The 20670-nt window shown below is 67.9% G+C and carries 22 protein-coding genes; 14 read left to right on the top strand and 8 right to left on the bottom strand.

Annotated elements, in window-relative coordinates; genetic code table 11:
• The first annotated feature begins 9 nt into the window (after positions 1-9).
• From AAG816_RS04410 to AAG816_RS04380, 7 genes are all read left to right on the top strand, one after another.
• Positions 10-345: a hypothetical protein gene (locus AAG816_RS04410; RefSeq protein ID WP_341988310.1), complete on the top strand. Its 336-nt coding sequence runs from the start codon at positions 10-12 to the stop codon at positions 343-345.
• A 642-nt stretch (positions 346-987) separates the two neighbouring features.
• Positions 988-1203 (top strand): hypothetical protein, encoded by a 216-nt coding sequence (locus tag AAG816_RS04405; protein ID WP_341988309.1) that lies wholly within the window; start codon positions 988-990, stop codon positions 1201-1203.
• Between the two features lie 113 nt (positions 1204-1316).
• Positions 1317-1625 carry a hypothetical protein gene (locus tag AAG816_RS04400; RefSeq protein ID WP_341988308.1) on the top strand — a complete coding sequence of 103 codons (309 nt, stop codon included), beginning with the start codon at positions 1317-1319 and terminating at the stop codon, positions 1623-1625.
• A 154-nt stretch (positions 1626-1779) separates the two neighbouring features.
• Positions 1780-2259, top strand: coding sequence for a TerB family tellurite resistance protein (locus tag AAG816_RS04395; protein WP_341988307.1), 480 nt, complete (start codon positions 1780-1782; stop codon positions 2257-2259).
• Positions 2243-3010, top strand: a complete 768-nt coding sequence (locus AAG816_RS04390) for a glutamine amidotransferase (RefSeq protein ID WP_341988306.1) — start codon at positions 2243-2245, stop codon at positions 3008-3010. The genes AAG816_RS04395 and AAG816_RS04390 overlap by 17 nt, the downstream gene beginning before the upstream one ends.
• 235 nt (positions 3011-3245) lie before the next feature.
• Positions 3246-5867 carry an ATP-binding protein gene (locus AAG816_RS04385; RefSeq protein WP_341988305.1) on the top strand — a complete coding sequence of 874 codons (2622 nt, stop codon included), beginning with the start codon at positions 3246-3248 and terminating at the stop codon, positions 5865-5867.
• A 78-nt stretch (positions 5868-5945) separates the two neighbouring features.
• Positions 5946-6326, top strand: a complete 381-nt coding sequence (locus tag AAG816_RS04380) for a response regulator (RefSeq protein WP_341988304.1) — start codon at positions 5946-5948, stop codon at positions 6324-6326.
• Positions 6327-6438: 112 nt separating this feature from the next.
• On the opposite strand, the gene AAG816_RS04375 is transcribed toward AAG816_RS04380, so the two are convergent.
• A complete protein-coding gene (locus AAG816_RS04375) occupies positions 6439-7269 on the bottom strand; it encodes a helix-turn-helix transcriptional regulator (protein ID WP_341988303.1) in 831 nt (276 codons plus the stop codon).
• A 113-nt stretch (positions 7270-7382) separates the two neighbouring features.
• On the opposite strand from AAG816_RS04375, the gene AAG816_RS04370 reads away from it, so the two are divergent.
• Positions 7383-8285 (top strand): SDR family oxidoreductase, encoded by a 903-nt coding sequence (locus AAG816_RS04370; RefSeq protein ID WP_341988302.1) that lies wholly within the window; start codon positions 7383-7385, stop codon positions 8283-8285.
• 117 nt (positions 8286-8402) lie between these two features.
• Here the strand turns inward: AAG816_RS04370 and map are convergent, their stop codons facing one another.
• Together map and AAG816_RS04360 are read right to left on the bottom strand one after the other, a co-directional pair.
• Positions 8403-9149, bottom strand: a complete 747-nt coding sequence (map, locus tag AAG816_RS04365; RefSeq protein WP_341988301.1) for a type I methionyl aminopeptidase — start codon at positions 9147-9149, stop codon at positions 8403-8405.
• A 378-nt stretch (positions 9150-9527) separates the two neighbouring features.
• A complete protein-coding gene (locus AAG816_RS04360) occupies positions 9528-10238 on the bottom strand; it encodes a L,D-transpeptidase (RefSeq protein WP_341988300.1) in 711 nt (236 codons plus the stop codon).
• Positions 10239-10642: 404 nt separating this feature from the next.
• Between AAG816_RS04360 and AAG816_RS04355 the strand changes: the two genes are divergently transcribed.
• The 4 genes from AAG816_RS04355 to AAG816_RS04340 all read left to right on the top strand — a co-directional run bounded on the left by AAG816_RS04355 (position 10643) and on the right by AAG816_RS04340 (position 14454).
• The gene (locus AAG816_RS04355) at positions 10643-11572 is read left to right on the top strand and encodes a sugar phosphate isomerase/epimerase family protein (RefSeq protein WP_341988299.1); all 930 of its coding nucleotides are present in this window, start codon (positions 10643-10645) and stop codon (positions 11570-11572) included.
• Between the two features lie 299 nt (positions 11573-11871).
• Positions 11872-13524: an FMN-binding glutamate synthase family protein gene (locus AAG816_RS04350; protein WP_341988298.1), complete on the top strand. Its 1653-nt coding sequence runs from the start codon at positions 11872-11874 to the stop codon at positions 13522-13524.
• Between the two features lie 192 nt (positions 13525-13716).
• A complete protein-coding gene (locus AAG816_RS04345; RefSeq protein WP_341988297.1) occupies positions 13717-14145 on the top strand; it encodes an Hsp20 family protein in 429 nt (142 codons plus the stop codon).
• A 42-nt stretch (positions 14146-14187) separates the two neighbouring features.
• On the top strand, positions 14188-14454 hold the full coding sequence (locus tag AAG816_RS04340; RefSeq protein ID WP_341988296.1) for a DUF1150 domain-containing protein: 267 nt from the start codon (positions 14188-14190) through the stop codon (positions 14452-14454).
• A gap of 293 nt (positions 14455-14747) precedes the next feature.
• On the opposite strand, the gene ptsN is transcribed toward AAG816_RS04340, so the two are convergent.
• Together ptsN and raiA are read right to left on the bottom strand one after the other, a co-directional pair.
• A complete protein-coding gene (gene ptsN, locus AAG816_RS04335) occupies positions 14748-15212 on the bottom strand; it encodes a PTS IIA-like nitrogen regulatory protein PtsN (protein ID WP_341988295.1) in 465 nt (154 codons plus the stop codon).
• A gap of 191 nt (positions 15213-15403) precedes the next feature.
• Positions 15404-16000 carry a ribosome-associated translation inhibitor RaiA gene (gene raiA / locus AAG816_RS04330; RefSeq protein ID WP_341988294.1) on the bottom strand — a complete coding sequence of 199 codons (597 nt, stop codon included), beginning with the start codon at positions 15998-16000 and terminating at the stop codon, positions 15404-15406.
• A gap of 439 nt (positions 16001-16439) precedes the next feature.
• Here raiA and AAG816_RS04325 point away from each other — a divergent pair, with 439 nt between their 5' ends.
• The gene (locus tag AAG816_RS04325; protein ID WP_341988293.1) at positions 16440-16778 is read left to right on the top strand and encodes a TM2 domain-containing protein; all 339 of its coding nucleotides are present in this window, start codon (positions 16440-16442) and stop codon (positions 16776-16778) included.
• A gap of 105 nt (positions 16779-16883) precedes the next feature.
• Here AAG816_RS04325 and typA read toward each other — a convergent pair whose 3' ends face one another.
• Positions 16884-18710: a translational GTPase TypA gene (gene typA, locus AAG816_RS04320; RefSeq protein ID WP_341988292.1), complete on the bottom strand. Its 1827-nt coding sequence runs from the start codon at positions 18708-18710 to the stop codon at positions 16884-16886.
• Between the two features lie 160 nt (positions 18711-18870).
• Positions 18871-19113, bottom strand: a complete 243-nt coding sequence (locus tag AAG816_RS04315) for a hypothetical protein (protein WP_341988290.1) — start codon at positions 19111-19113, stop codon at positions 18871-18873.
• 209 nt (positions 19114-19322) lie between these two features.
• Between AAG816_RS04315 and AAG816_RS04310 the strand changes: the two genes are divergently transcribed.
• Positions 19323-19790 (top strand): potassium channel family protein, encoded by a 468-nt coding sequence (locus AAG816_RS04310; protein ID WP_341988289.1) that lies wholly within the window; start codon positions 19323-19325, stop codon positions 19788-19790.
• Here AAG816_RS04310 and AAG816_RS04305 read toward each other — a convergent pair.
• Positions 19743-20582 carry a DUF72 domain-containing protein gene (locus AAG816_RS04305; protein ID WP_341988288.1) on the bottom strand — a complete coding sequence of 280 codons (840 nt, stop codon included), beginning with the start codon at positions 20580-20582 and terminating at the stop codon, positions 19743-19745. The genes AAG816_RS04310 and AAG816_RS04305 overlap by 48 nt on opposite strands.
• Positions 20583-20670: the final 88 nt, after the last annotated feature.

Raw genomic sequence — 20670 nt, 5'->3', positions numbered from 1 at the left:
CGGCGCGCCATGGCCGCCCGCGCCCTGCTTCTCATCCTCGCCGCGGGATTTCTCTGGATCACGGAGGCCTTTCTCGCGATCGGCCTCTTTGCTCTTCTGGAGCGGCATTTCCACACCCCGGTGGCGGCCCTGCTCACCGCGGCCGCCGCCCTGGTCCTCACCGGCCTGTTCGCCATGATCGCGCTGTGGCGGCGGCGGTCCAGCCCTGCCTTCGGCGCCTCGGCCCTCGGGCTGGGCACCTTGTCCACGGTCACCCGCTTTGCCGAACGCCACCCCTTCGCCACCGTGGCCATGGCCGCGGGCGTGGGGGTGCTGCAGGCGGTGATCATGGGCCGGCGGCGGTGAGCGCAAGCCGCCGCTGATCGCGGTGCGCGGATCATCCGAAAGAGTGTGATCCGGCGCCGGAACATCACGCCTTCCGCACGCTTATAGGACTGAGCGGCCGCCGCGCCGGATCCCCCTCCCCCCTCTCGATATCCGGCGGGGTGGCCGCTCGCCTCCTCCCGCGAGGCCCCGGAGAGGATGCGGTCGCTGTGACCGGACATCCCCCAGCCCGCGCCGCCCTGCGCTCATGCCGTCCCATCGTGACCGCCCGCAGGCTTCCCCTCCGCATGTCCCCCTCTTGCCGCCATGGCCGCCATGTCGCGGCCTGGATGACAGCTGTTCCGGCCCACGCCGAAGCAACGGCGCCGGTGAGGCACACCTTCCTTTGCCCTTCTATCCCCGCTGTTCACAATCCCGCGCCCGCGCCGGGGATCTTAACGTTTTGAAATCATGCTGGGGTCATGTTCGCCCGCAAGCTGTGCTGTGGACGGGCGTAAAACGTCTTTCGCGAAGATGTTTTTCCGCACGCGGCACAGCAACGTACCGGCCGGGAACCCCGGCCGCCCCGTTGGCGTTACTGGTGGACACGATTTTGCCACGCCATCGCCCAGAACGGCCCCTGTCCCGCCGGGACACGGCCGAGATCCGAGGATGCCGATGTTCATGTTGAAGGAAGGATCGCTGGCCCTGTTGACCGCGGTGGTGGCGATGACCGTCGGCCTGGGGATCAGCCGCCTCGTGGACACCAGCCCGCAATGGGCGGAGGGACTGGTGGTGATCCACGCCGAGGACGGCGGCACCCATATCTCCGCTCCCGCCGCCACGGTGCGCCTGATGCCGCGGCCGCGGCCGGAAACCTCCGCGCCCACGCCCTACTGACCGCGTGTCGCGGGCTGCGAAGCAGCCGCGGCCCGGCCTGGGGCGCGGGTGAACCGCTTGCGGCGCGGCGCGCTTGACCCCATCTGCAAGGAAACGGACACCGGGAGGCCCGCATGCGCCAGAGTTTCACCCACCAGCCGCGACCCAGCCGTCGGCGCGTGGCCGTGATGGCGCTGCTGGGCGCGCTGGCCGTGACCGGGACCGGGACCAGCGCCGCCCATGCGGCGCAGCTTCAGCCCTATACCAATCCGGCCTATATCGCCCCGGTCCCCGGGCAGAACCTGTCGCCGCCGGCGCCGCGGCAGAATCTCACGCCGCCGCCGCCCCCCACCACGCGGCCGTCCGAGGGGGATTCCTCCACCCGTATCCAGGGCGGCAGCACCCGTCGCATGCCGCTGCCGTCGCCCCAGCAGGGGCAATGACAACGGGAATTGTGCCCTGGGCGTGTGAATGCGGCCACAGTGGGCAAAAATGCATCGCAAGCCCTTTTCCCGAAAGGCGGCGGGGGCCGCGACACCTTGCTCCGGCCCGCGCTTTCATGTCTCCTCTTTGACAGGCCATGTTCAGAGGGGCTTCATGTTCCGCGCGCTCTCCGAGTTCATCTCCGACATCTCCGGCGGACGGCGCGATACCAGCGCGTTTGAAGAGAATGACTATCGTCTCGCCGCCGCGGTGCTGCTGGTTCACGTCATGGCCATCGACGGCGCCGTCACGGAGGAAGAGCGCAGCGTGCTCTCCGCCATCCTCTCGGCCCGCTTCGACCTGAGCGCCGCCGAAACGGAGGCCCTGGTGGAACTGGCCATCGCCCGCGATGCGGAAGCGGTGGATCTTTACGCCTTCACCAGCATCCTCAACCGCGCCCTCGACGACGAGGGCCGGCTGCGGGTGGTGGAGATGATGTTCGAGGTCGCCTATGCGGACGGCGGCCTGACCGAGTTCGAGGACAATCTGGTGTGGCGCGCGGCCGAACTGCTGAACATCGGCTCGCGTGACCGGGTGCGCATTCGGCGCGAGGTGCGCAAGGAGGCAGAAGCGGACGGTGGACACAAGAGTTGACGCACGGCCTCCGGGCCACGCCCGCGACGCGGGCGCGCAGGAGCCGCATGGACGCATCCTCACCATCCTGCACCAGGCGCATTCCACGCCGGGGCGGATCGGCCGGCTGATCGAGCTGCGCGGCTATACGCTCGACGTGCGCCGCCCGGCCCTGGGCGAAGACCTGCCGGACCATCTCGACGACCATGTGGGCGTGATGGTGTTCGGCGGCCCCATGAGCGTCAACGATCCCCTGCCCTGGCTGCGCACCGAGATGGAGTTCGTCGGCAAGGCCATGGCCGCCGATACGCCGCTGCTGGGGGTGTGCCTGGGGGCACAGCTCATGGCCAAGCACTTGGGCGCCACCGTCGGGCGCCATGCGGATGGCCTCAGCGAGATCGGCTATTACCCCCTGACCCCCACCCCCGCCGGCGCCGAGCTGCTGCCCTGGCCCAGCCATGTCTATCACTGGCATTCCGAGGGCTTCGATCTGCCCCGGGGCACCGAGCTGCTGGCCACCGGCGAGGTGTTCCCCAACCAGGCCTTCCGCCACGGGCGGCACGGATTTGCGGTGCAGTTCCATCCCGAAGTCACCCACGAGATGATGTGCCGCTGGACCTCCAAGGGCGCCGCCAAGCTCTCCCAGCCCGGCGCCCAGCCCAGCGATGCGCATTTCGACGGCTGGTATCGCCATGACCCCGCCGTCTGCCACTGGCTGGAGCGGTTCCTGGATGCCTGGCTGGACCTGACGGTGGAAGACACCACGCTCTGAGCGCCGCGATCCGGCTGCGGCCGGTCGCCTGCACCAGGGGGGCATTGGAAAATTTCCTCGCCTTTTACCGTTTGGCCGCCAGTATGGATCCCAGGTGCCGGGCTGCCGGATGCCCTGGGCCATCCGCGCGCGGAGTTCCGATGTCCGTTCCCCTCGTCCGCCCGCTGGCCGGCTTCCCTTGCGTCGGGCGGCAGGCGCGCACCCACGGGGCCGCCAGCGCCCTGGGGCCTCGCCCATGAACGCGCGGGCCATCGCACGCCAGGAACGCCGACGCCACCGGCGCGGCATTCGCGGGGTCTCCATCATCGCGGTGCTCGCCGCTTTGGCCTCCATCCTGATCGTGTTCGCGGTGGGATTTGCCAGCTTCCGCGAGTTCGCCGCCAGCCAGCATGCCCGCGAGGATCTGATCTATTCGTCCACCATCCGGGCGGACCTGCAATTCATCTATGAAGAGATCCTGACCGCCGAGAGCGCCGCCCGCGGCTTCGTCATCACCGGCGAGCCGGAATTCCTGCCGCCGCTGCAGGAAACCCGCGCCAGCATTCTCCAGAAGATTCAGCAGGTGGCCGCCTTCGCCGTGGAACGGCCCGAGCACACCGCCCTTCTGGCCGCCCTCGCCCGGCTCACCGACGAGGAAATGCGCCTGCTCCAGGCCATGGTGGAGGCCCGCACCAAGCTGGGCGCCTATGCGGCCACCGTGCTGCAGGTCCGCCGCGGCAAGGAGATCATGGACCAGATCGCCGCCACGGTGCAGAGCGTCTCGGACGCAGAGATCGCCGCCATCGCCGCCCGCACCCGCGAGGTGCGCATCGTCGGCCAGCGCACCAAGCAGACCCTGATCACCCTGCTCGCCGCCGCCATCGCCGTGGTGGCCGCCTCCACCCTGATCGTGATCGCCCATCTCATCGGCCGCCGCCGCGCCGAGCAGGCGCTGGGCGATACCCTGTCGCGCCACCGCGCCATCCTGGCCAGCGCCATGGATTCCATCATCACCGTCAATGCCGCCGGCTGCATCGAGACCGCCAATCCCGCCACCTCCCGCTTGCTGGGATGGACGCCGGAGGAATTGGTGGACCGGCACCTGGGCCTGTTGTTCCAGATTCCCGAGGGCACCAGCGAGCCGGAGTTCCTGGCCACCCTGGACGCCGCCGCCCGCGACGGCGGCGAGGTGCGCGAACTGGTGGGGCTGCGCAAGGACGGCACCACCGTGCCGGTGGACGTGGCCATCGGCGAGATGCGCTCCAGCGACGGCCACGCTTTGGTGGCGGTGCTGCACGACATCACCGAGCGCAAGCGCGCCGAGGTGATGAAGAACGAGTTCGTCTCCACCGTCAGCCACGAACTGCGCACGCCTTTGACCTCCATCGCCGGCTCGCTGGGCCTGCTGGCGGGGGGCGCCACCGGCCCGCTGCCGGAGGCCGCCCAGCGCCTCGTCACCATCGCCTCGCAGAACAGCCGCCGGCTGGTGCGGCTGATCAACGACATTCTCGACATCGAGAAGATGCAGTCCTCCTCCGTGACCTTCGCCCGCGAGCCGCTGGTGCTGGCGGAGGTGGCCCAGCGCGCTTTGGACCAGACCAGCGGCTTTGCGCTGGAACACGGGGTCACCCTCTCCCTCGACGTGGGGCCGGGCGACACCGGGGTGATCGGCGACGGCGACCGCCTGATCCAGGTGCTGACCAATCTGATTTCCAATGCGGTGAAATTCTCGCCCGCCGGCAGTGCGGTGGAGGTGAGCGTGGCCCGCCGGGAGCGCACGGTGCGGGTGTCCGTGCGCGACCACGGCACCGGCATTCCGGAGAGCTTCCGCCCGGCCATGTTCACCCGCTTCGCCCAGGCGGACAATTCCGACACCCGCCAGCGCGGCGGCACCGGCCTTGGCCTCGCCATCGCCAAGGAGATCGTCGACCGGCACGGGGGCACCCTGGCGTTCGAGACCGAGCTGGACGTGGGCACGGTCTTCCACCTGGACTTGCCGGCGGGCGACGGTTCCCACCCGCTCCCGACCATGGCCCCGGCCAGCCCGCCGGCCGCCCCCGTGCGCCCGGCCGACCCGCCGCCGGCGAGCCCCCCGCCCGCGCCGGCATCGGCATCGGTGCCGGCGCGGGCAGCTGCCGACGTGCTGCTGGTGGAGGACGATCTGGACAGTGCCGCGGTGCTGTCCGCCCTGCTGTCCCAGGCCGGCCTGTCGCTCCATGTGGCCGGCAGCGCGGCGGCGGCGGCGGCGCACGCCCGCGGCACCGCCTACAAGGCGATCCTGGTGGATCTGGTGCTGCCCGATGGCGACGGCATCAGCCTGATCCGCACCTTGCGGCAGGCGCACGCGACCGAGACGGTGCCGCTGATGGTGGTATCCGCCCGGGCGCGCGGCGGCGCCCTGGCGCCGGGGGAAGCCGAGGCGCTGCAAATCCTGGACTGGCTCGAAAAGCCCGTGGCGCCCGCCCACCTGCTCAACGCCTTGGACCCGGTCATATGGCGGGATGGTCGCGCCGGCCGCCCCGCCGTGCTGCATCTGGAGCAAGATGCCACCGTGCGCGAGCAGGTGCTGCAGATGCTGGCGCCCACGGTGGACCTCTGCTCCGCCGCCGACCTGGCACAGGCCCGCGCCGCTTTGTCGGAGCGGGATTTCGATGCCGTCATCCTGGATCTGGCGCCGCCCTCCGGCGCCGGGCTGGCGCTGCTGCCGCATCTGCGCCGCCACGACGGGGAGAAGATGCCCCTGGTGATCATCTCTCCCCGTGACGGCGATCCGGAGTTGGCGCGGCAGGTGAAGGCCCTGCTGAGCACATCCCATGTCTCGCTCGACCTGCTGGCGGCGACGGTGCTGCGGCTGGTGGCGCCGAAGACCGAGGGCTGAACCGCCCCGGCGCATGTGAGGGATCATCGCCCCCGCGCGAGACCCCGTTCCCGCCCCCACTGCCCAAGGAGGCCCAAGGTGACGCTGCGCGTGCTCTATGTGGACGACGAGCCGGACATCCGCGAGATCGTCGCCCTGTCGCTCTCCCTCGACCCCGACCTTGCGGCCGAGACCGCCGCCTCCGGCGCCAAGGCGCTGGAGCGGGCGGCGGCGGGAGGCCTCGACCTGATCCTGCTGGATGTGATGATGCCGGACATGGACGGCCCCACCACCCTGGCGCGGCTGCGGGCGGACCCCGCCACCCACGCCATTCCGGTGGCCTTCGTCACCGCCCGCACCCAGGCCCATGAGGTGGAGCATTTCCGCACCCTGGGCGCGGTTGGGGTGGTGGCCAAGCCGTTCGACCCCATGACCCTGGCCCAGGACGTGCGGGCCCTGCACGCGCTGGCGGGGGCCTGAGGCCCGCCCTGTCGCTGGCGATGGCGCAGATCCTCCGGGTGGGCCTCAGCTCAGTCCCTGATCGGCCCGGCCTCTCGCATCGCCCCTTCCCGCGGCCGCGCCGCCGGCGCGGTCAGGGGGATTGGGCGGCGATGAATGCGCGGATGCGGTCGGCATCGGCCGGCGTGGCGGGGTTGTAGACCACCATCGCCAGTTCCGGACGCCCCTCCACGGCGAAGGTGGAAAACTCCAGCTCCAGCACGCCCAGATGCGGATGGTGCAGACGCTTGACCCCGTCCATCGTGGCGCGCACGTCATTGTCCAGCCACATGGCCTCGAACTCGGGACTGAGCTGGCGCAGCTCGGCCACCAGCCGCTCCATCTCCTTCGACGCCCCCGCGCGCACCGCATCCGCCCGGAACGTGCCCACCACATAGCGGGCCACGCGGGCCCAATCCTCCTGGGCGGCCCGGACGCGCCCATCGGCAAAGATCAGGCGCAGGATGTTGCGCCCGTCCGGCGGCAGCTGGGCATAGTCGGTCAGGACCGTCGCGGCGGCGCGGTTCCAGGCGATGACGTCCCAGGTGGCGTTCTTGATGATCACCGGGCTGACCTCGAACGCGTCCAGCACCCGCTGCAGCCGGGGCGAAACCCCATGCACGGCCTGATACCGGATCTCGGGCGGCCGCCCCAGCCCCAGCATATAGAGATGCTCCCGCTCCGGCTCGGTCAGCATCAGGCCGGCGGCGATGCGGTCGAGCACATCGGCGGAGGGCGCCCCGCCGCGGCCCTGCTCCAGCCAGGTGTACCAGGTGGGGCTGATGTTGGCGCGCTGCGCCACCTCCTCCCGGCGCAGCCCCGGCGTGCGCCGGCGCCCGGCGGGAAAGCCCAGGGCGACCGGATCCATCCGGGTGCGGCGGTCCTTGAGAAACGCCCCAAGGCTGGTGGTGGTCTCGACGGGCATGGCGGTCCCGGGCATAGCGGTCCAGGTAATGATTATACCCTGATAAGGTCACTACTATAACATGAGGATCGATGGGACTACATGGGCCTCCTGACGATCACAGGAGGTCTCCCATGCGCATCTTTCTCACCGGCGCCACCGGCTTCATCGGCGCGCACATCATCCCCGAACTGCTGGGCGCCGGGCATCAGGTGCTGGGCATGACGCGCTCGGACGCCGGCGCGGCGGCGCTGGTGCAAGCGGGGGTTACGCCCCATCGCGGCACGCTGGAGGACCTGGAGAGCCTCAAGGCCGGCGCGGCGCAGGCCGACGCGGTGATCCACACCGCCTTCGACCACGACTTCTCCCACTTCGTCGCCAACTGCGCCAAGGACCAGCGGGTGATCCGGGCGCTGGGCGAAGCCCTGGCCGGCTCGGACCGGCCGCTGGTGATCACCTCGGGCACCGGCATGGGCGGGGGCACGCCGGGGCAGCCGGCCACCGAGGCGGTGTTCGACCTCCATCATCCCAACCCGCGCGTGGCGTCCGAACTGGCGGGCCAGGAGATGGCGGCGGCGGGCGTCAAGGTGGTGGTGGTGCGCCTGCCGCAGGTGCACGACACCCGCAAGCAGGGCCTCGTCACCCCCATCATCGACATCGCCCGCCGCACGGGGGTATCGGCCTATGTGGGCGACGGCGGCAATTGCTGGCCGGCGGGCCACGTTCTGGACGTGGCGCGGCTTTACAAACTGGCGGTCGAGCAGGGCCAGGCGGGCGAGCGCTTCCATGCGGTGGATGAAGCGGGTGTCAGCGCCCGCGACATCGCCACGGTGATCGGGGCGGGCCTCCAGGTGCCGGTGGTCGCGCTGTCGCCCGAGGAGGCTGCGGCGCACTTCGGCTGGATGGCCATGTTCGTCCGCCTCCACATGCCGGCGTCCAGCGCCTGGACCCGCGCGCGCCTTGGATGGCACCCGACCCAGCCCGGGCTGATCGCCGATCTCCAGCGGATGGATTTTGCCGCCGATGCGCCGGTTTAGCCTCGCGCCGGGTCCTCGACGCGGGGGCCTTGGCGCGTGAGACTTGACGCGTGGGCGTCACGCCATGGCGGCGGAGGGCGGATGTCGCCCTCCGTGCGGCCCGTTCAGGGCTCGCGATCAGGCGAGCGTCAGGATCAACGGTCCCTGCCGGGTGGCGACGAGGGTGTGCTCGTACTGCACCGTCGGCTCCTGACCGGCGGGGCGCAGCGACCAGCCGTCCGCCCCTTCCTCCACCCAATCCGCCCCCAGCGACAAGAACGGCTCGATGGTGAAGACCAGGCCTTCGGAGATGGTGCGCCGGTCCTGCGGCTCGAACCAGGTGGGGATTTCGGTCGGCTCGTCATGCAGGGACCGCCCGACCCCGTGGCTCGAAAGATTGCGCACGAGGCTGTATCCGTGGGTTCGGGCAAAGGTCTCGATGGAGCGGCCGACGTCGTTCAACGGACGGCCGGGCTTCACCGCCCGGATACCCGCCCACATGGCCCGACGCCCATCGCGACAGAGGCGGTCGATGCGCGGGCGTGTGGGCGGCACGGCGAAGCTGGCGCCGGTATCGCCGAAATAGCCGTCCAGTTCTGCCGAAACGTCGATATTGATCAGGTCGCCCGCCTGCACCACCGTGCCGTCCGGGATGCCATGGGCGCAGTCGGGGCCGACGGAAATGCAGGTCGCGCCAGGAAAATCATAGGTCAGATGGGGGGCAGAGCGGGCACCGTCCTGCTCCAGGAGCGCGCGGCCAAGGTCATCCAGCTCCTTGGTCGTCATGCCCGGCTCCAGCGCCTTGCCCATGGCGGCCAGGGTGCGCGCCACCAGCCGGCCGACGGTCCGCAGCTTGTCGAGCTGATCCTCGCTCTCGATGGTCATTGGCTCTCTCCGGTAACAGCCGGGCACCATGGCGAGTTGCGCCCAAGGGTGCAACGGCGTCTGACGGCCCGATGCTGCCCGCACCGGCCCCGCCTGGAACGGGCGGTGCTCGAACGGATCGACATTGAGAGAGGAAAGACGTCGATAGGGGCTGTCGAGCGCAAACGGTTGGCGTGTCGTTCTTTTTGAAGGAAGCGTCGCTCGCCTTTGCCTGGTGGTTCGTCATGGCCGGGCTTGTCCCGGCCATCCACGCGGCGAGGCCTGTCCTTGCGTTTCAAACCGCGCACTGACGGCCCGGCGTGGATGCCCGGGACAAGCCCGGGCATGACGAGCGGTGAGGGCAGCCGCTGAATGTCGATCGGTGCTAGGCCGGCAGGACTACGCCGGCAGCACGACCACCTTGGTCTTGACCGGGGTGCGGTCGTAGAGGTCGATCATGTCCTGGGTCAGCAGGCCGACGCAGCCGCTGGTGATGCCGGAGCCGATGGTCTCCGGGTCGATGGTGGCATAGATGGTGTAGAGCGTGTAGCTGCCGTTCTGGTAGAGATGCAGCGTGCGGGCGCCGAGCGGGTTCTCGAGGCCACCGGGCATGCCGCCGGCCCATTTGGCCACCTCGGGCTGGCGCTTGATCATCTCCCGGGGCGGAGTCCAGGTGGGCCACTCGCTCTTGCGGCCCACATAAGCGTCACCGCTCCAGCGGAAGCCGTCGCGGCCCACATTGGCGCCATAGCGGGTGGCCTTGCCGTCGTCCTCGACGCGGTAGACGTAATACGCGCTGGGATCGACGATGATGGTGCCGACCGCTTCCTTGGTCTCGTAGGGCACGGTCTTGCGGAAGAACTTCGGCGGCACCTTGGTGACGTCCACCGCCGGAATCTCGACTTTCTTGTCCGGCACCGGCCCGTAGACCTTCTGCGCCTCGGCCAGGCTCATGCCGTCCGGTGACGCGCAGCCGGCAAGACCCAGCGCGCCGACACTCACGGCCGAGCCGACCAGAAACGACCGGCGGGAGAGTGCTCCCGACCGAAGCCCCCGCAGAGCGGCCTCGTCACTTTCGCCAACCGTGGCATTGCGCGCGTCGATGATCATGATGTGGCCGTGTCCCGTGTCCTGTTGCCCGGCGAGATATGCCTCGGCATCCACCCGCTGAGCGTCTGGTTCCGCGCACATTGCCGTCAGGCGGTGCGCGTTTCAAGCTCGAGCTGTGCGGTTTGAGGCCTCACGGCGCGTCGTCCGCGACATCAACAGGCAGATTGCGGCATCAGTCGGGCCGGGGGGCACAACCACCGGTCCGCCTTGCCCTCGGGCCGAAACCGGACGGCGGGTGTGGGGGCCACAGACCCGCCTCCGGCCGTCCCGGCGTCACCCGATGCTGCGCCGCAAAAGATACGTGCAACCGTCACACTCAAGCTTTATGGTAAACATCTCGTGTGCCGCCCAGGCCTGGTTTCCGCTCAGCGTTCGGGTCTCCTCTCAGCGTTAAGGAACAGAAGATGGACGCGCTCGCGCCCTCGCCCGCCGTTCTCGGCGTCGGCTACTCCATTCGGGCCACCTCCCCCGACTTCGACGATCTCGGCCCCAAGCTGGATGAAGCCGAGCGCCTCGGCGTGGAGTTCGTCGAGCTGCCGGTGTTCGCCTGGACCCTGGTGGCCAACGGCCGCATCCTCAGCGACCGCTTGCAGAAACTGGTCGCCGCCACCCGCGACCGCCCGCTCCGCTACACCGTGCATGGGCCGCTGGCCATCAACCTCATGGACCAGCCGGCGCGCCTGCCGCGCCATGTGGCGCTGCTGGACGCCGCGCTGGAGATCGCCGGCGCCCTGGGCGCGGTGAACATGGTGATGCACGCCGGCTGCGTGCGCGAGCAGGACGACGACATCGCGGTCGCCTACAAACGCCAGCGCGACGCCCTGAGCCATGCGGGCGATGTGGCCGCCCGCAACGACGTCACCTTGTGCGTGGAAAACGTGTTCCGCTTCGAGCGCATGCGCGAGACCCCGCTGCCCTCGCGCCTCGCCGCCGAACTGGATTCCCTCGACCATCCGCATGTGCGCGCCACCCTGGATGTGAGCCACGCTTATCTGCGCTGCACCGACGCCCGGGTGCCGCTGCTGCCGGAACTGATGGCGCTGGCCCCGTTCGCCAAGCATGTGCATGTGCATGACAGCTTCGGCCGGGCGCTGGAGAGCTGGGCCATCGACGATGCCGAGCGCCTGGGCCTGGGCGAAGGCGATCTGCATCTGCCGCTGGGCTGGGGCGACATCCCCTGGAGCGAGGTCACCCGCCAGTGCACCCTGGCGCCGGGGGCGGTGGTCAATCTGGAATTGCACCGCCGCTATTGGAGCGAACTGCCGGAGCAGATCCCGGTGCTGCGCCGCCTCGCGGACGGTTTCACCGCCCACGCCGCGGCGACGGTGGCCTGAGGCCGGCCTCCACGCGACAGCGCCCGCGTATCCGAGCACCCGAGTATCCGAGCACCCGAGTATCCGAGCACCATGAGGACATGTCACACGACACAAGCGTGTGCCATGTACTGCGACAGGTCGTGTGACTGTTGCATCCGTGTCCATGGGCCGGAACAACGGGGAACAGCCCCCGGAATAGCGGGGAACTTCTCTCTCAGACACACAGCGTGTCGCATCAACGACGCCGGGGCGCCCTTGTGCCCCAGAACGCGCCCGCCTAACCTCCGGCGCAGTTAAATCCTGCGGGGGAAACAACAATGTCCGGTGCACTCGAACCCGGCACGGTGCTGTGGCTGCGGCGCTACAGCGCCTTCTTCGCCGTGGCGGCCTTGGCCCTGCTCGGCCTCATCCTGTCCTTCACCAGCCACCAGGCCTGGCTCTGGCTGTTCTGCGCCATGGTGCCTCTGGTGGTGATCGGCGTGTTCGACATGGTGCAGTCGCACCACTCCTTGCTGCGCAACTATCCGTTGATCGGCTCGGTGCGCTGGCTATTCGAGGCCCTGCGCCCCTATCTGCGCCAGTATATCGTCGAGGGCGACCAGGAAGGCCGGCCTTATCCCCGCAGCGATCGCAGCCTGATCTATGCCCGGTCCAAGGGTGAGGAAGATCGCCAGCCGTTCGGCACCGAACTGAACACCTATTCCAGCGAATACGAATGGATGACCCATTCCTTGGCGCCGATGCCGGTGGCCAAGGAACCGTTCCGGGTCACGGTGGGCGGCCCGCAGTGCGCCAAGCCCTATTCCGCGGCGGTGCTCAACATCTCCGCCATGAGCTTCGGCTCCCTCGGCCGCAACGCCATCGAGGCGCTCAATCTCGGCGCCAAGCAGGGCGGCTTCTATCACGACACCGGCGAGGGCGGCCTCTCGCCCTATCACCGCATCCATGGCGGCGACATCGTGTGGGAACTGGGCTCGGGCTATTTCGGCTGCCGCAACCGCGACGGCTCCTTCTCCCCCGAACGCTTCGCCGAGCGCGCCGCGGACGACCAGGTGAAGATGATCGAAATCAAGCTGAGTCAAGGCGCCAAGCCCGGTCACGGCGGCGTGCTGCCCGCCGCCAAGGTCACCCCGGAGATCGCCGAGACCCGCGGCATCGCCATGGGCGAGGACTGCATTTCCCCCTCCCGCCACCCGGCCTTCAACACCCCGGTGGAGATGATGGAATTCGTCGGCCGCCTGCGCGAACTCTCCGGCGGCAAGCCGGTGGGGCTCAAGCTGTGCGTGGGCCATCCCAGCGAGACCTTCGCCATCGTCAAGGCCATGCTGGCCACCGGCATCCGCCCGGACTTCGTGGTGGTGGACGGCTCCGAAGGCGGCACCGGCGCCGCCCCCCGCGAGTTGGCCGACCATGTGGGCATGCCGCTGCGCGAGGGCCTGGTGCTGATGCGCAACGCCTTGGTGGGCGCGGGTTTGCGCGGGGAAGTGCGCCTCGCCGCCAGCGGCAAGGTCACCTCCGGCTTCTCCATGGCCGCCAACATGGCCATCGGCGCCGACTGGTGCAACGCGGCGCGCGCCTTCATGTTCTCGCTGGGCTGCGTGCAATCCCTGCGCTGCCACACCGGCCATTGCCCCACCGGCGTGACCACCAACGATCCTCACCTCCAGCGCGGGCTGGTGGTGCCGGACAAGGCCCATCGCGTGGCCCATTTCCAGCGCCAGACGGTGGAGGCGCTGTCCGAACTGGTGGCCGCCGCCGGCCTCGTCCACCCCTCGGACCTGCTGCCGCACCATGTGTGGCACCGGGTCAGCCCCATCGAGGTGCGGCCGCTGGATCGGCTCTATCCCTTTGTGGCGCCGTTCTCTTTGGTGGAAGCCCCCGACGAGACACCCTATGCCATGGAGTGGCTTGCGGCGTCCGCCGACAGCTTTACGCCGCGCATGGACGTGGGCCCGCGCCGCGCCGCCTGAGGCTCCACCTAAGGTCGAACACCCCATCCCGCGCGGCCCCATCCTCGCGCAACCCTCCCGTGGCAGTCTTGCACGGTGGGGGAATGCTCCCCATATCGCAAACGTCGGGGTGCCTTGCAGGGCCCCGATGGGCGGGATCCGGATCGGATCGCGCCGTGTAACCGCAAAGTCGCTTGATGAGGACTTTGGCACATGTCGCGAATCTCTTCGCTGTCGAGCCCGTTTCTGTTGGGGTTCGACGAAGTCGAGCGCACGCTCGACCGGGTCGCCAAAAGCGCGGACGGATATCCTCCCTATAATGTGGAGAGGATCGACGCCGCTCCGGACGCTCCCCTGCGCCTGCGCATCACGCTGGCCGTAGCGGGTTTTGCTTCGGATGAGCTGGAGGTGGCGCTCGAAGAGAAGGAACTGACCATCCGCGGCCGTCAGTCCGAGGATGCGGAGCCCCGGATCTTCCTCCACAGGGGGATCGCGGCCCGACAGTTCCAGCGCACGTTCGTGTTGGCCGAGGGCATGAATGTGCTCGGCGCCGAATTGCGCAATGGCCTCCTGTCCATCGACCTCGTGAGACCTGAACCCACCAGGCTGGCGAAACGGATCGATATCATTTCCCGATCCTGACAGGCGAGCAGAGCGACGAAGCGGGAAGAGAGGGTTGCCCACATGAATACGGAAAAGTTCAACGAGACCATTCAGAACATCAGCCCCGAGGGATTGGCGGCACTTGGCGGCGGCGAGCTGGCCTATGTGCGGACCATCCGCTCCGAGGACGTGCAGCGGCTGTTTCCCCAGGCCCCTGAGATCGCGCCGGGGCTGACGCTGTTCACGCTCCACGCGGCCGATGGCACGCCCATTATGCTCACCGACAGCCGAGAAGCGGCGTTGGCCAATGCATCCGAGCATGAACTGATTACCGTCAGCCTTCACTGATCTCCCGCACAGGCGGCGCGCGACCTCTTCGGAGGGCGGGCGCGGCGCCTGATGCGTGTACGCCAGGGCGATGGACCGGATCGATTCTGTTCGCGTCGAGCGTGAGGTATTTAAATACCTCGCGCGACGTCAGAGGCCGCCTGCGAAGGCATCACAGCTGTCTCTGTCTGATCGCGGATGCCTTGAGCAATGGACGCCTTGAGGCCCATCCCTGCCGCCTCGCAGGTGAAGGGAACAGGCGACGCGCCGAGATCGACGCGCACACTCCCGCGGCCAGAAAGGCCCTTGCAGGCTCAGGCGGCGTCGGAAGCCGGCGTGGTGGTCAGCAGCGCATGGATGGCGCCCGCATCCCGGGTGCCGCGCAATTTGTCCGCAATGGTGGGATCCCGCAACATGCGGGCCACCCGCGCCAACGCCTTGAGATGATCGGCTCCGGCCGCTTCGGGCGCCAGCAGCAGGAACACCAGATCCACCGGCTCGCCGTCCAAGGCCTCGAAATCGATCGGCTTTTCCAGCCGGGCGAAGGCGCCGAACAGCTTGTCGAGGCGCGGCAGCTTGCCGTGGGGGATGGCAATGCCATTCCCCACGCCGGTCGAGCCGAGGCGCTCCCGCTGAAGGAGCGTCTCGAAGATTTCGCGCTGGTCGCGACCGATAAGCGCTGCGGCGTGCTGCGCCAGTTCCTGGAGCGCCTGCTTCTTGCTGCTTGCCCTCAAAGAGGGGAAGACCGCATCGCGGGCCACGAGATCGGCAAGGGGCATTCAGTAAAATCCCTGGCGAAAGCTGGCCAAGACGGACAAAGGATGGCGGCGGACGCGAGAGCCGGATGATTTCAGGTTCATTCAACCTAAACTCTTAGACCGTCTCTACTCTGGAAACGAGAGCATGGTGTCGCCCGAAAGGCAGTATCCCCTATTCGGCACCATGCTCTAGTCCCAAGCCCTATCTTCGGTCAATGGCTTTCCACGGCGGGAGCGGATGGGTCGATCCAGCCCACATGACCGTCGGCCCGGCGATAGACCACGCTGACGCGACCATGGCCAGCGTGGCGGAACACCACCACCGAGGCGCCGGTGACCTCCAGCTCCACCACCGCGTCGCGCACCGAAAGCGAGTTCAGCCGGGTGACCTGCTCGGCCACCACGGTGGGGCTCCAGCCTTCCAGTTCGTCTTCGGTTTCAACCAGCGGCGCCGCGTCCAGCACGTAGCTTTGCGCCGCATAGCTCTCGGCACTGTGGCCGTTGTTGCCGTGGCCGTGGCGATCCTTCAGCCGCTGCTTGTAGCGGCGCAGGCGCTTTTCGACCTTGTCCATGGCCGCGTCGGCGCAGGCACTGGGGTCCTGTGCATTGCCCTGAGCTTGGAGATTGGCGCCGGAATCCAGATGGAGAAGCAGCTCCGAGCGATATCCGGAGCCTTCGCGGCAAACGGTGGCGTGGCCTGACCATCCGCCATCGAAATATTTGCCGACCATCTCGGAAACACGGTCCGACAGTCGCTGCCGAAGGGCGTCACCGACATCGATGTTCTTACCCGAGACACGAAGAGCCATGCGATTTGATCCTCGTTGGGCGGGGCGAAGGGAGTGCCTCCACCCGCGCCTCTGTTCTTGCAAACCGGCCGGCCTATCAGTGGTAGGAGGGCTTTGGGTCACTGTCAACGGACCCTCGTTCCGAACTGACAGAGGTTGATGAGGCGGCTCAGCACAAGCGCAAGGGGGCCACAGGAGAGAAGCCCTGTGGCGGCAAGAGGGCGCGCGCGCAGACGGCCCCTGTGCACGAAACGGATGCGGTGCCAAGTCGTTCCAAAATGGCAGCCTCCGCCGGCGACAGACCGCAGTGCGTTTCTCACCTAGGGGCAGCCGCCGTGATTCGCATCCGTTGTGGCCGGAGCCGCGGACCTTCCCCGCGCCGCACCCTTGCCAACATGGCCGCCGCACGCGAGAAGCGGCAGATGGATCCCGGCGGGGGTCGCGGCGGGAGAACAGATGTATGACCAACGACCCCAGTGCGCTCGACATCAACGAGCAGATCCTGATCGAGACGCGGGTGACCAATGAGGGGCCGAGCCTGGTGCTGGCCTATCTGTTCTGGTTCTTCCTGGGCATTGTCTCCGCCCACCGCTTCTATCTGGGGCGCCCGGTCAGCGCGATCCTGCAAATCCTCAGCTATTTCATCGCCATCGGGCTGATCTGGCTGCTGGTGGACGCTTTCCTCATTCCGGGCATGGCGCGGGACAAGCGGGCAATGCTGCGCGCGCGCATGACCCAGGAGCGGCTCGCCCTGCACGGTCAGGCTGCGGTGGCCCAGCGGGCCTCCCTGGCCCCCTGAGACGCCGCGAGGGTCCGCGCCCGATCCACCATCCGGCCCAAATGAAAAAGCCCCGGCGCAAGGCGCCGGGGCTTTTCTATGGACGGGAGGGAAAGCGCTGGCCGATCAGGCCACTTCGCTCTCGCGCTTGCGCTCATTGCGCTTGCGCTCGTTCGGGTCCAGCCAGCGCTTGCGCAGGCGGATGGACTTGGGGGTGACTTCCACCAGCTCGTCGTCCTGAATCCAGGCCAGCGACCGCTCCAGCGTCATGCGGATCGGCGGGGTCAGGCGCACCGCCTCGTCCTTGGAGGTGGTGCGGATGTTGGTGAGCTTCTTGCCCTTCAGCACGTTCACTTCCAGGTCGTTATCCCGGTTGTGGATGCCGATCAGCATGCCCTGGTAGACCTTCCAGCCGGGCTCGATGATCATCGGACCACGATCTTCCAGGTTCCACAGGGCATAAGCCACCGCTTCGCCGGATTCGTTGGAGATCAGCACGCCGTTGACCCGGCCCGGGATCTCGCCCTTGAACGCCTGATAGGAATGGAACAGGCGGTTCATGATCGCGGTGCCGCGGGTGTCGGTCAGCAGTTCCGACTGATAGCCGATGAGCCCGCGGGTGGGGGCGTGGAACAGGAGGCGCTGGCGATTGCCGCCGGAGGGCCGCATCTCCACCATCTCGGCGCGGCGCTCGGACATCTTCTGCACCACGGTGCCGGAATATTCCTCGTCCACGTCGATGACGACTTCTTCGATGGGCTCGAGCATCTCGCCGTTTTCGCCCTGCGAGAACACCACGCGAGGACGCGACACGGCCAGTTCGAAGCCTTCCCGGCGCATGGTCTCGATCAGGATCGCCAGCTGCAGTTCGCCGCGGCCGGAGACGAAGAACGAATCCTTGTCAGCAGACTCTTCGATCTTCAGCGTGACGTTACCCTCGGCCTCCTTGAACAGGCGGTCGCGGATCATGCGGCTGGTCACCTTGTCGCCTTCGGTGCCGGCCAGCGGGCTGTCATTCACCAGGAACGACATGGTCACGGTGGGGGGATCGATGGGCTGCGCCTGGATCGGCGTATCCACCGACGTATCGCAGAAGGTATCGGCCACGGAGCCCTTCACCAGACCGGCGATGGAGACGATGTCGCCCGCCTCGCCGATGTCGATGGGCGAACGCTCGATGCCGCGGAAGGCCAGGATCTTGGAGACACGACCGGTCTCCACCAGATTGCCCTCGCGGTCGATGACCTTGATGGATTGGTTCGGACGCACCGAGCCGGACGAGATGCGGCCGGTGATGATGCGGCCGAGGAAGGGGTTGGCTTCCAAGAGGGTGCCGAGCATGCGGAACGGCGCGTCGTCCACATGGGCCGGGGGCACATGCTTCACCACCGTCTCGAACAGCGGGCGCAGGCCCTGGTCCTTCGGACCTTCCGGGGTCAGCGCCATCCAGCCGTCGCGGCCGGAACCGTACAGGATCGGAAAGTCGAGCTGCTCGTCATTGGCGTCCAGCGCCGCGAACAGGTCGAACACCTCGTTGATGACTTCCTGCGGGCGACCGTCTGGACGATCCACCTTGTTGATGGCGACGATGGGCTTGAGGCCGATCTTCAGCGCCTTGCCGACCACGAACTTGGTCTGCGGCATGGGGCCTTCCGCGGCGTCCACCAGCACGATGGCGCCGTCCACCATGGACAGGATGCGCTCCACCTCGCCGCCGAAGTCGGCATGGCCCGGGGTGTCGACGATATTGATGCGGATGTCGTTCCAAACCACCGACGTCGCCTTGGCGAGAATGGTGATGCCCCGTTCTTTTTCGAGGTCGTTGGAGTCCATCACGCGCTCGGCAACGCGCTGGTTGTCACGGAACGAGCCCGATTGCTGGAGGAGCTTGTCCACCAGCGTGGTCTTGCCGTGGTCGACGTGGGCGATGATCGCGATATTGCGGAGTTCCATGAGGTCCTAAACACCAAAACGCGGGCCCGATGTCTCGGACCCGCTTGCCGGAATTTTGCGGCGCAAAATACACGATGACGCAGGAAGATCAACGCCGCACGCAGTTTTGACCGCCGATACGCCCCAATGGCACCCCGCGGACGGGCCGCACCATCGGATTTCAGCCCTGTCGCAGCGCCCAGCGGCGATAGATCTGGTCCGGCTTGAGCACCTCGCCGCGCTCGGTACGGAGCCAAGCCAGCTCACGATTAGCGGGCGATTGGGTCATGGCGAAGGCAACCGCATCTTCGACCGTATCGAACCCATAGGGCTCGGGCCACCCCTCCGGCGCGCCCACCGCATGGGATCTGGACCAGTATTGCAGTTTGACCGGCTTGATCGGATGAGACATCGGCTCGGGCATGGCATCCTCCTTCGAGGTCGCGCCCACCGCCCCTGCGTGGAACCGTTGAGCGGTGTCGACGCGGCAATATTGGGGTTTAACGCGGGCCCCCGCCGTTGGTTCCCGCACCAAATGAAAAAAATGCACCGATGCCGCCGCATTCCTGCCTTGCGGTTCCCCTGATCGGGTTCCATGACCGGCCCGACGCCACAGGACAGGGACAGCGCAGCGTGATCGGAGCCCAGACCATGTCGGGAGAGCTGCTATACGGGATCATGGTGAGCCTCCTCACCGTGGCGATGCACGCCTTGGCCAGCGTGTTCCTGGTGCGCGCCATGCTCGCGCTGTCGCGGCGGGTGCGGGTACGCCACCCCATGCGCAGCCTGCTGCTCGGCATGATGCTGACCGGGGCGATCCTGACCTTTGCTCATCTGCTGGAAGTGGCCGTCTGGGCCAGCGCCTACGTGCTGGTGGGCGGCGTGACCAATGATCTGGATTCCTACTATCTGGCCTTCGTGAATTTCACCACGCTGGGGTATGGCGATCTGCTGCCCACGCACCGCTGGCGGCTGCTGGGGCCGATAACAGCCGCGAACGGCATGCTGCTGTTCGGCTGGTCCACTGCCCTGATGTTCGCCATCATGGCGCGCCTATCGGACACGCTGGGCATCCACGCTGTCGGCGAGAAGCGCAAGTAGGGCCTGTGCGGCCGCAGGCGCACGCACCTTGGCGCCATTGATCATGTAGAGGAACACGTCCCGCCGCCCCGTGCCGCCTTTCCGCTTGGCGGGCGTGCCGGGGCCCGGGTCGCCATAGACCGCCAGATCGTCGGGAATCCGGCCCTCGGCCCAGACCTGCGCCCGCCCCTGCCACGCCTTCAACGTGGCGTCGTCATAGCCGTTGGGCTCGTCCTCCCGGGCGCGCTGCAAGCGGGCGTAGGCAAAATCGGCCGTGGCATCGGCGATCGCGGGGTGGTCGTCATCATCGGCATAGACAATGGCCACGGCGTGGGCGCGGGCCAGGGCCACAAATTCCGCAGTGCAGAAGCTGGCGTGCCGGACCTCCACCGCATGGCGCAGCTTTACCCCGGCCACGCCGCCTGGGAGCAGGGCCAGGAAGGCGGCAAAGTCATCGGGATCAAACGTCTTGGTCGGCGCGAACTGCCAGTTGATCGGCCCCAGCTTGTCGCCGAGTTCCGCCAGCCCACTGTCCACGAAGCGCGTAATACTCTCCCCCGCCTCCGCCAGCACCCGGCGGTTGGTGGCATAGCGCGGGGCCTTGAGGGCGAAGACAAAATCATCCGGCACCTGCGCCGCCCAGCTCGCGAAGGTCTTGGGCGTCTGGGTCCGGTAGAAGGTGCCGTTGACCTCGATGGTGGTGACGTGGCGGCTTGCATAATCCAGCTCGCGCGCATGGGGCAGGCCGGCGGGAAAAAAGCTCCCCCGCCAAGGCTCGAAGGTCCAGCCGCCAATGCCGACGCGAATGGTCATGGATGGGTCTCCTGTGCGGGGCAAGCGTAGGCCGGAGGGCGCTTCCAAGACCACCCGGTTTGCGCGGCGGCGCTGGTCCAGGGCTTGG

Origin of the sequence: Azorhizobium sp. AG788, assembly GCF_943371865.1 — a bacterium.
In the GTDB taxonomy this organism is placed as follows: Bacteria; Pseudomonadota; Alphaproteobacteria; order Rhizobiales; family Xanthobacteraceae; genus Azorhizobium.
The sequence above is the reverse complement of the archived record's forward strand: the minus strand, read 5'-3'. Positions and strand labels throughout refer to the sequence as shown.

Bases quoted from the DNA above. Each gene is read 5' to 3' on its own strand.
- AAG816_RS04385 (WP_341988305.1), top strand. From the start codon at position 3,246: ATGAACGCGCGGGCCATCGCACGCCAGGAACGCCGACGCCACCGGCGC.
- AAG816_RS04400 (WP_341988308.1), top strand. From the start codon at position 1,317: ATGCGCCAGAGTTTCACCCACCAGCCGCGACCCAGCCGTCGGCGCGTG.
- map (WP_341988301.1), bottom strand. From the start codon at position 9,149: ATGACCATCGAGAGCGAGGATCAGCTCGACAAGCTGCGGACCGTCGGC.
- typA (WP_341988292.1), bottom strand. From the start codon at position 18,710: ATGGAACTCCGCAATATCGCGATCATCGCCCACGTCGACCACGGCAAG.
- AAG816_RS04410 (WP_341988310.1), top strand. From the start codon at position 10: ATGGCCGCCCGCGCCCTGCTTCTCATCCTCGCCGCGGGATTTCTCTGG.
- AAG816_RS04305 (WP_341988288.1), bottom strand. From the start codon at position 20,582: ATGACCATTCGCGTCGGCATTGGCGGCTGGACCTTCGAGCCTTGGCGG.
- AAG816_RS04355 (WP_341988299.1), top strand. From the start codon at position 10,643: ATGGACGCGCTCGCGCCCTCGCCCGCCGTTCTCGGCGTCGGCTACTCC.
- raiA (WP_341988294.1), bottom strand. From the start codon at position 16,000: ATGGCTCTTCGTGTCTCGGGTAAGAACATCGATGTCGGTGACGCCCTT.
- AAG816_RS04375 (WP_341988303.1), bottom strand. From the start codon at position 7,269: ATGCCCGTCGAGACCACCACCAGCCTTGGGGCGTTTCTCAAGGACCGC.
- ptsN (WP_341988295.1), bottom strand. From the start codon at position 15,212: ATGCCCCTTGCCGATCTCGTGGCCCGCGATGCGGTCTTCCCCTCTTTG.
- AAG816_RS04340 (WP_341988296.1), top strand. From the start codon at position 14,188: ATGAATACGGAAAAGTTCAACGAGACCATTCAGAACATCAGCCCCGAG.
- AAG816_RS04315 (WP_341988290.1), bottom strand. From the start codon at position 19,113: ATGCCCGAGCCGATGTCTCATCCGATCAAGCCGGTCAAACTGCAATAC.
- AAG816_RS04405 (WP_341988309.1), top strand. From the start codon at position 988: ATGTTGAAGGAAGGATCGCTGGCCCTGTTGACCGCGGTGGTGGCGATG.
- AAG816_RS04345 (WP_341988297.1), top strand. From the start codon at position 13,717: ATGTCGCGAATCTCTTCGCTGTCGAGCCCGTTTCTGTTGGGGTTCGAC.
- AAG816_RS04395 (WP_341988307.1), top strand. From the start codon at position 1,780: ATGTTCCGCGCGCTCTCCGAGTTCATCTCCGACATCTCCGGCGGACGG.
- AAG816_RS04325 (WP_341988293.1), top strand. From the start codon at position 16,440: ATGACCAACGACCCCAGTGCGCTCGACATCAACGAGCAGATCCTGATC.
- AAG816_RS04360 (WP_341988300.1), bottom strand. From the start codon at position 10,238: ATGATCATCGACGCGCGCAATGCCACGGTTGGCGAAAGTGACGAGGCC.
- AAG816_RS04370 (WP_341988302.1), top strand. From the start codon at position 7,383: ATGCGCATCTTTCTCACCGGCGCCACCGGCTTCATCGGCGCGCACATC.
- AAG816_RS04350 (WP_341988298.1), top strand. From the start codon at position 11,872: ATGTCCGGTGCACTCGAACCCGGCACGGTGCTGTGGCTGCGGCGCTAC.